General features: G+C 48.6%; 6 protein-coding genes. 4 read left to right on the forward strand and 2 right to left on the reverse strand.

Annotation, left to right across the window (positions count from 1 at the left end):
• The first annotated feature begins 795 nt into the window (after window positions 1-795).
• On the forward strand, window positions 796-2,811 hold the full coding sequence (locus ABYV26_RS15465) for a PAS domain S-box protein (protein ID WP_372682258.1): 2,016 nt from the start codon (window positions 796-798) through the stop codon (window positions 2,809-2,811).
• 32 nt (window positions 2,812-2,843) lie between these two features.
• On the opposite strand, the gene ABYV26_RS15470 is transcribed toward ABYV26_RS15465, so the two are convergent.
• The gene (locus ABYV26_RS15470) at window positions 2,844-3,308 is read right to left on the reverse strand and encodes a PaaI family thioesterase (protein ID WP_372682259.1); all 465 of its coding nucleotides are present in this window, start codon (window positions 3,306-3,308) and stop codon (window positions 2,844-2,846) included.
• 329 nt (window positions 3,309-3,637) lie between these two features.
• Between ABYV26_RS15470 and ABYV26_RS15475 the strand changes: the two genes are divergently transcribed.
• The 3 genes from ABYV26_RS15475 (at window position 3,638) to ABYV26_RS15485 (ending at window position 6,278) form a co-directional block, all read left to right on the forward strand.
• A complete protein-coding gene (locus tag ABYV26_RS15475; RefSeq protein ID WP_372682260.1) occupies window positions 3,638-3,982 on the forward strand; it encodes a hypothetical protein in 345 nt (114 codons plus the stop codon).
• 303 nt (window positions 3,983-4,285) lie between these two features.
• On the forward strand, window positions 4,286-4,564 hold the full coding sequence (locus ABYV26_RS15480; protein WP_372682261.1) for a PilZ domain-containing protein: 279 nt from the start codon (window positions 4,286-4,288) through the stop codon (window positions 4,562-4,564).
• A gap of 421 nt (window positions 4,565-4,985) precedes the next feature.
• Entirely contained in the window at window positions 4,986-6,278 is a 1,293-nt protein-coding gene (locus ABYV26_RS15485; RefSeq protein WP_372682262.1) for a beta-propeller fold lactonase family protein, read from the forward strand.
• A 334-nt stretch (window positions 6,279-6,612) separates the two neighbouring features.
• On the opposite strand, the gene ABYV26_RS15490 is transcribed toward ABYV26_RS15485, so the two are convergent.
• Complete coding sequence (locus ABYV26_RS15490) at window positions 6,613-8,340, reverse strand: response regulator (protein WP_372682263.1); 1,728 nt, start codon at window positions 8,338-8,340, stop codon at window positions 6,613-6,615.
• Window positions 8,341-8,369 lie beyond the last annotated feature (29 nt).

Consider the following 8,369-nt stretch of genomic DNA (forward strand, 5'->3'; position numbering starts at 1 on the left):
GCCTGACCATCGTGCAACGTCATGCCCATCAATATCATCGATTAGGACCTGATCTATTTTTTGCTGATCTATTTTTCCAGGCAGCATGGTTAACAGGCGCGACCACGGAATCCAATTTATAGTTGTCGCGGGTCGGTGGTGACTATGAGAAGATCCTGAACTGGAAACGCACCCGGGTTCGTTTCCGGGATATGAAAAAATATTTCTTTTTGTTGAATTTATTTCACAAAAAATATGAAAGAAAAACGGTTTCATAAAAATAAATTATTGGTTTATTATCATATTCTGTTTTCCTTAGTTTTTGGCAAGTGTTTTGCTTTTATACCAGTAACGATCCGGAGAACTCCTAACCACAACACCAATAGAAGCACCTTCATGGGACATAGCGTGGAAAAATGAAGGTAATAATTTAAAAAAGAGGGTTTTCGGAGTCAGACGGATCGGGTTTCTCGAGTGTAAGTGCATCTCATCGGAAAAACTGCACAACGGGAAATCACCCAATTAAAGAGGCAGGCCTGAAAAATGGCTTGCCTTTTTTTTCTGGCATGGTCGTTGGTCATATCTTGATTTGTTTTTAAACTCTTGATATTGTATGACTAATTATTTACCGGGCTCAATGCTGATCAGGTCTCCTAAACTCCGCACGGCGAACGTTTGAGTCCACCCCTCACCTTTCTATTGCGCATCAATCACCCTGTTCTTTAGATTCGTGTAATTAAGGGATGAAAACTTGAAGCCAATGTGTCTCGGGGAAAACAATTAGTATATTATGAAATATAAGAAATAGGAGTTTCAATGCCAAAAAAGCCCACTTATGAAGAACTTGAAGCGCGGGTTAGGGAATTGGAGCGGCTTCAAGCTGACTGCAGGCAGACGGAGGATGCGCTGCGGAAAAGCGAAGAGAGATACCGGCTCTTGATTGAGCACCAGAATGATCTGGTGGTCGAGGTTGATCCCGAGGGACGTTTTCTGTTTGTCAGTCCAAGTTATTGCAGCATATTCGGCAAAAACGAAAAGGAGCTTCTTGGTCGGCGTTTCATGCCCCTGGTACACGAGGAAGATCGCAAGCAAACCGCCCAGGCCATGGAAGCCTTATACCACCCCCCTCATACGGCGTATGTGGAGCAGCGGGCCATGACCAAATCCGGGTGGCGCTGGTTTGCCTGGTCGGATAAGGCCATATTGGGTAAAACCGGCAACATCGAGTCCATAGTCGGCGTGGGTCGTGACATCACCGACCGAAAACAGGCTGAGGAGGTATTAGGGAAAAGCGAGCGCAAGTGGCGGAACATCTTAATTGAAACGCCGCAAATCGGTATCTCGATAGACCGACAGGCGAGGATTATTTTTGCCAACAAGCGCTTTTTGGAGCTGACCGGCTGGCGGGAGGAGGAAGTTTTATTTAATGATTGGTTCGATCGCTTTGTTCCCGAAGATTTACGTGAGCAGGTCCGTGCGGTGTTCGACAATTTGATGCACACCCGGAACGCAGTTGATTATTCGACCAATGAGAATGAAATCCTGACAAAATCGGGTGAACGTCTGAAAGTGGCCTGGTCGAATGTACTTACGAAAGACCCGAAAGGCGCCGTGGTCGATGTTACCTGCCTGGGCATCGATCTTACCGACCGAAAGCGTGCAGAGGAGGAGCGGGAGAAACTCCAGGCGCAACTGATACAGGCCCAAAAAATGGAGGCCATCGGCACCCTGGCCGGAGGCATTGCGCATAATTTCAATAACATTTTAATGGGCATTCAAGGTCGAACCTCGCTGATGATGATGGGCAAGAATCCTTCCGATCGCGACTATGAACACCTTGGCGGCATTGAAGCGTGCGTAAAAAGTGCAAAGGAATTAACCAGGGATCTCCTCGGGTTTGCCCGCGGTGGCAAGTACGAAGTTGAGCCCACGAACCTCAATGCCATCATAGAACACGAAAACAGGATGTTCAGCCGCACCAAGAAGGAGATTAGGATTTACGGCAACATGTCAAAAGACCTATGGAGCGTGGAAGTAGATAAGGGGCAGATAAGACAGGTGCTCCTCAACCTGTATGTGAATGCCTGGCAAGCCATGCCATATGGAGGCGACCTCTACATCCAGACTGAAAACGTAATTATTGACGAAAAATTCGACAAACCCTTTACGGTGGCACTGGGTAGATACGTCAAGATTTCCGTGATGGACACCGGACCGGGGATTGATGCTGCAACCCGGAAAAGAATTTTCGATCCGTTTTTTACCACAAAGGATAAGGTCAAAGGCACGGGGTTGGGTCTCGCGTCGGTCTACGGCATCATCAAGAATCACAGAGGTTTTATTGACGTTCACAGTCGAACGGGCAAAGGCACCACCTTCAATATCTACCTGCCCGCATCAGATAAAAAGATTCCCAAAGAAGGTCCGGAACTAAGACAGTATGAGATTCAGGATGGGGAGGGCAAGGTCCTGCTTGTGGACGATGAGGCGATGGTCCTAACCGTTGCCCAAACAATGCTGGAAAAATTGGGATATCAGGTTTTTACAGCCAAGAGCGGTGAAAAGGCGATTGATCTGTACAAGAAAAAGAGAGAGGAGATCGATCTTGTTATCCTTGATATGATCATGCCGGGCATGGGTGGTGGCAAAGCCTTTGATCACCTGAAAGAAATCGACAGCAACGTAAAGGTTCTTCTTTCCAGTGGCTACAGCTTAAACGGGCAGGCCCATGAGATCCTGAGTCGGGGGTGCAGAGGGTTCATTCAGAAGCCTTTCGACCTGGAGGCGTTATCCCTAAAAGTGCGTGAATTGCTTGGCAAGGACAAACAGTAAATTTTTAATCTATGATTTTGCCGGGACGAGCATTAGGTTTCCGCAAAAAGGACACCTTTGATTTCTGCATCCCTGGCAATCTTGAAGACCGATTTAAATATCATGACCTTGCGGTCCTCTTCGTCAAAGATATCACATGATCCTTTAATGGTAGAACCAGCACGTTCGGCAACGCTTGCTCTTGCTTCGAGGATGCCTTGTTTCACGGGATGAAGAAAACGGTTCTCCATCGATAGGGTGGCAAAATGGGTTCCGGGCGCCACAACACTCTTGATGGCCATCACCACTGCTGTATCGGCCAGGCTGACCATTGCACCGCCGTGCATCAGCCCGGCACCTTGGGCGAGAGATGGGATAAAGGGCATTCTTAGAATCGCCTCACCCGCCTCAGCCTTGACAATTTCCATGCCCAACATCTGTTCGAACGGAGCACAACTTATCCAAGCAGGCATACTGAAACGGTGAGGACCGTTAGGGTTGCCGGCATTCATAACCATGATGTAGCAGAATCAGGGTTAAAATGGAACCAGGTACCGCCCGGCCGTGTTCGCAAACAAGAAGGCATTCGATAATTTTTTGTCATCTGTTGGTAAGGATCCGTTGCGATGCAGCCAAAGGGAGCCACGCTCCTCGGGACTCAGGGGATGTGATGCACTCAATGTGGGCGGTGTTACCATGGCCGCAACAAAGAAAACCAAATTCCCGAAAAAAAATCTAAAGTTTTCTCAACAATTGCCGACGGAACAATAAAGTTTTGTATTTATTTAGGGTTGGCATTATTTGTTGTCGTAACCCGGTCGAAATCTTCAAACACCTTGGAGAATCCATGCAACAATCCACAATGAAGCATACCATTGGAAGGCGAACTGCTTCACGCAACCTCACAGAAGCGGCAATCACGTGCCGCCCATATACCAGCACCTGTACCATCAGTGCATCGAAAGGAGTCATGCGTAATTTTTCAGGCGAAGGGTCTTATATTGAAACGTCCCATGAATTTAAATCAGGAACCATCCTCCTGATGCGCATGGTCGGCTATCCGCCAATCCACTGCTCCGTTGCCGATGAAGAGAAACCGCGATCCATCTGTCTGGCAGAAGTGAGATGGCAAAAGAGGCTGGCTGACGAAAACGCGTTTCGCTTTGGCACGGGGTTGAGATATCTCAACTAAACAACCCATCTCCTTCAATTACCACGGCCCAATGCTGACCAGGCTATTCATGCCGCTGCTGGAAAGGTACACCCGCCTTTGACCCATCGCCCCGGATGGGAATGCTTATCCAATTACCCATACGAAGATAACCTTTTTTACATAACGCCCTAAGCATCAAGAATTAAAATACAACCTAAAACACCGTAACTCCAACAAATAGGAAAAATTTTGTTTCCATTGTTTGATGGCATTAATGTTGCTGTTCAATTTAGGCAACCGGCAATGATCTTTTTGAAAATTTTGCACAGGAGCAGGCATTAAATGGAAGCAGCGTATAATTTTGATGGATATCGGAGACTCAGTATAAGAAAAATTTATAAAAAAGAGGTGTCCTTTTCAACAGGATCGAAAGTTTTTTCTGCAACGATAGAAAATCTTAGCAGGGACGGTGCGCTTCTTGGGACCAGAAATATCTCTAAAATAAAAACAGGGTCAATGATCATTATTTCCATTCCTTTCGCAAACAAACAAGGCTGTGTGAAAAGCAAGGCCATCGTTATGTGGGCCGAAAATGATAAATTGGGAATTCAGTTTATTTGACAACTCATGAAGGCTTTTCTGATTTTAGTGTTTCCGATGGTTGGGTTTTATCGTTTTTTAATCCGCGCATGCTCTCCTACATGATCAAGCCAGGTATAGATTGATTCGTTCACTTCGGTTTTAAAGTTCCATTGACCTCGACCCTACCCCGATCAAGAATCGCCTTCACATGTTTGAGATAGGACAGCGATTGGGTGATCATAAGCGGCTTGCCTTGTAAAAAGGCGAAGATGACGCATCAGCGTCCTGCCAGGATGACTTTAATTGGCAGCCATGAATCGTGCTATCTTTCATTTTACATGTCGTGTGATATATTGAGACCTAAGCAACGGTTTCTCTGGGGTTCATTTTGACGGTTTTACCTTTGCCTGTGAACATCCCGGGAACCAACCATACCCATCAGACGAACAGGATGCACGGCATGAAACACACCGTATCGGTTTCAATTTCGGCCATTCTAATTGGACTTTGCGCCGCCAGCGCCCTTTATGCGGAAACCACTGCCTACATGGCCAATGGTGGCGTCGATGAGGTGCTGAAAGTCACCGCCAGCAGCGAAGCTGTCGTCACCACCCCTTTAAGCGACACCCCCTATGGCGTAGCTGTCACCCCCGATGGTGAACAGGTGCTGGTTACCCAGAATGGAGGTGACGCCGTGGCGTTTATCAGTACCTCCAATTTCTCTGGATCACCCTTTACATTGGCGGTTGGCCGTTTTCCCCGCGGGGTCGCCGTCGATCCCACCGGGCGATATGCCTATGTGGCCAATTTCGGTGACGACACCGTCTCCAAGATCAGCGTTTCCGGTCGGAACGTCACCGACACGATTACGGTGGAAAACGGACCGTGGGGAGTGGCTGCTCGCTTTGACGAGCAAAACGATTCGCCCGTTGTCTATGTAGCCTGCAATACAGACGACAGCGTCACCGTGATCGACAAGGACAACCAGAAGACGATAATCAACGTGGGTGATGGTCCGGCCGGATTGGCCGTGACCCCTGACGGCGGCGATGTATATGTTGCAAATAACAATGATGATACTGTTTCAGTCATCGACACGTTTACCAACACAGTCATCGATACCGTAACGGTCGGCAGCGCCCCCTGGGGCATTGCGGTTGGCGCTGAGGGGAAATACGTCTATGTATCCAACAGCGATGCGGACACGGTCACGGTCATTCAAACGGCTGATCGTTCGATTGTCCGCACCTACCTGGTCGGCGACACCCCTCGAGGTGTCTCGGCACCGCGCAATGGGACGTTTGCTTACGTTGTCAACCAGGGTGATGGGTCGATCAGCAGAATTGACATGGATGACGAGACAGTTACTGAGCTCGCCGCCGGTCTGATCGATGATGCCTACTCAATGGGCGCTTTTTTTGGCGACAGGCCGCCGGCGACACCCAGCGGACTTGAAGCCGAACCACGCAATACAAACACCATTGACCTGAGATGGACCGATGAGAGCACCGACGAGTGGGGGTTCAGGATAGAAAGAAGCAGAGAAAACGAAGACAACTATGTCCACATCGCAAACGTAGATGAGAATTCAACCACCTATGAGGACTTCAACCTTTTCAGCAACACCGTTTATTTCTATCGTATTCGTGCCTACAATGAAGCCGCTGATTCGGTACACAGCGTGTCTATCAGCGCCGCGACAGAACGCCACTCCGGATATGTCTGGTGTTTTATCAACACCGTGATCAGATAATGGGTGTCAAGCCTTCAAAGCACGACGGACGGCGGCCCTGGATCGGGCCACCCCCTTTGGTCTGTGATATCAGCCCACTCCCTCCCATGGCGACCCTGCCCCGCAGCCACTACCGCCCATCGACTTCATCACTGAGGGGTCCCTCGTAGGATCCATTCGTTTCGCTGTCATGGCTCGATGGTCAAATCGATGACGATCCCATTGGCTGGCAACAACGCATTCAACATCTGATCTCAGGCGGGCGATTTTAAGCCAAGATCCGGCGGAGTAATCCGTTGCGGGAGTAGGTGGGCAAAATATGGGCCGCCTGTTCATCGGAGTCCATTTTGAATGATCAATACCGTGGTGCTTCTGATGTGGCGGCAACCTTGTTGTCATTTAATATTTTTCGGACCATTTTGGATAGCTTTGAAATGTTGAACGGTTTTTGGATAAAATCGTTGCACCCATTCTGCATAATGGCTTTTGCCTGGCCATTGAGCGAGTAGCCACTGGATAGTATAATAGGCATCCCGGGTTGAATCTCGCGGATAAGGTCAAACGCCTTGTCGCCGCCCATCACAGGCATGATCAGGTCGAGAATGACCAGATCAATTCCGGCTCCCTTCTTTCTTACGGCGTCAACCGCCTGGTGGCCATCGCTGGCGGTGATTACCTGGTAACCCAATTTCTCCAGCATCGCCTGGCCTACCTTGATAACCATCTCTTCATCCTCAACCAGAAGGATGGTTTCCGACCCCTTGACAAGCCCGTTTCCTGTTGGGGCCTCCCGCGCTACCTTTTTTTTCGATATCGGCAAATAAATGTTGAATTTTGTTCCCTGACCGACTTGACTGTTTACCGTGATGAAGCCACCGTGGTTTTTTATGATTCCGTATGCCGACGCCAGCCCCAGGCCTGTCCCACGGCTCTTTTGCTTGGTGGTGAAAAACGGGTCGAAAATTTGCTGGCGAATGGACTCGTCCATGCCAATGCCCGTGTCCGTGATCGAAACCTCCGCATAGCGGCCCGCCTTGACCTGGTGCAGTTTACAGTGATCATCATCCAGGGATAGGGTTCTGGTTTCCAAATAGAGTTCGCCGCCATCGGTCATAGCCTGCCATGCGTTGATATACAGGTTCAAAAGAACTTGCTCAATTTGTCTGCGGTCTGCCTCCACCACGAGTGGCAGGCGTTGCAATTTTGTGTGAATATTGATTTCTTTTTTCGTTCTACCGAACATAATTGCGCTTCCGAGCAGCAATTCATTGATATCGATAGGCCTCGCCTCATATTGGCCTCCTCGTGCAAAACCCAAAAGCTGTTCTGTCAGATGGGACGCATTTCGGATACTGTGCTCAATGGCCTTAATATGGTCCGCATGGGGATGGGAAGGTTCTAGATCAATCGAAATCAGCGACGCCCAACCTTGAATGCTCATCATGAGATTATTGAAATCGTGGGCGATACCACCTGCAAGCGTTCCGATCGATTTAAATTTTTGCGACTGCTGGAACATCCGTTCAAATCTCAATCGCTCGGAGATGTCGCGGGCGAAAACAGCAATCTTCTCTACCTTATTTCCGTCACCGAAAACCGGATACACACATTGCTCAAACTCCATGCCGTCCCGGTTATCTTCAAAGGTGACGGGTTTGCCGGAGGCGAAAACCGATAGGTACTTTCTTCTTCGTTTTTCAGCCACATCAAGCGGGAAAAAGTCGTAGATACACTGACCGATGATCTTTTTTCTACTGGTTTTCAAACGATCACAGGCCGTTTTATTGGACACAATAACCGTTCCCTGCCGGTCTATGAGGACGATGGTCTCGAGGGTGGCATCCAAAATCGCTCTGACGTCCTCCTGGTTTTTTCGCAATGCCTCCTCGGCCTGCCTGCGATCACGGATCTCGTTTATCAGACATTCTTTTGTATATTTGAGGGACTGTATCAGTGCAGATAGATTCTCAGCTTCTCTAAGGCGAAGTCTTCCTGTCTGTTGGGCGATCTTTTTCCAGTAGTTTGCCCGTTGTTTAGATTCTTCCAATTGCTGCATCAAAGAATCATTTGCTGAAGGCTTCATGCTGACCCTACCTCAAGGTTGCAAAAGAA

The organism is Desulfosarcina sp. (genome assembly GCF_041551955.1).
GTDB lineage: Bacteria > Desulfobacterota > Desulfobacteria > Desulfobacterales > Desulfosarcinaceae > Desulfosarcina.

What these genes read in the sequence shown, in the direction of transcription:
- ABYV26_RS15475 (WP_372682260.1), top strand. Translation starts at nt 3,638, where the DNA reads ATGCAACAATCCACAATGAAGCATACCATTGGAAGGCGAACTGCTTCA.
- ABYV26_RS15490 (WP_372682263.1), bottom strand. Translation starts at nt 8,340, where the DNA reads ATGAAGCCTTCAGCAAATGATTCTTTGATGCAGCAATTGGAAGAATCT.
- ABYV26_RS15470 (WP_372682259.1), bottom strand. Translation starts at nt 3,308, where the DNA reads ATGGTTATGAATGCCGGCAACCCTAACGGTCCTCACCGTTTCAGTATG.
- ABYV26_RS15465 (WP_372682258.1), top strand. Translation starts at nt 796, where the DNA reads ATGCCAAAAAAGCCCACTTATGAAGAACTTGAAGCGCGGGTTAGGGAA.
- ABYV26_RS15485 (WP_372682262.1), top strand. Translation starts at nt 4,986, where the DNA reads ATGAAACACACCGTATCGGTTTCAATTTCGGCCATTCTAATTGGACTT.
- ABYV26_RS15480 (WP_372682261.1), top strand. Translation starts at nt 4,286, where the DNA reads ATGGAAGCAGCGTATAATTTTGATGGATATCGGAGACTCAGTATAAGA.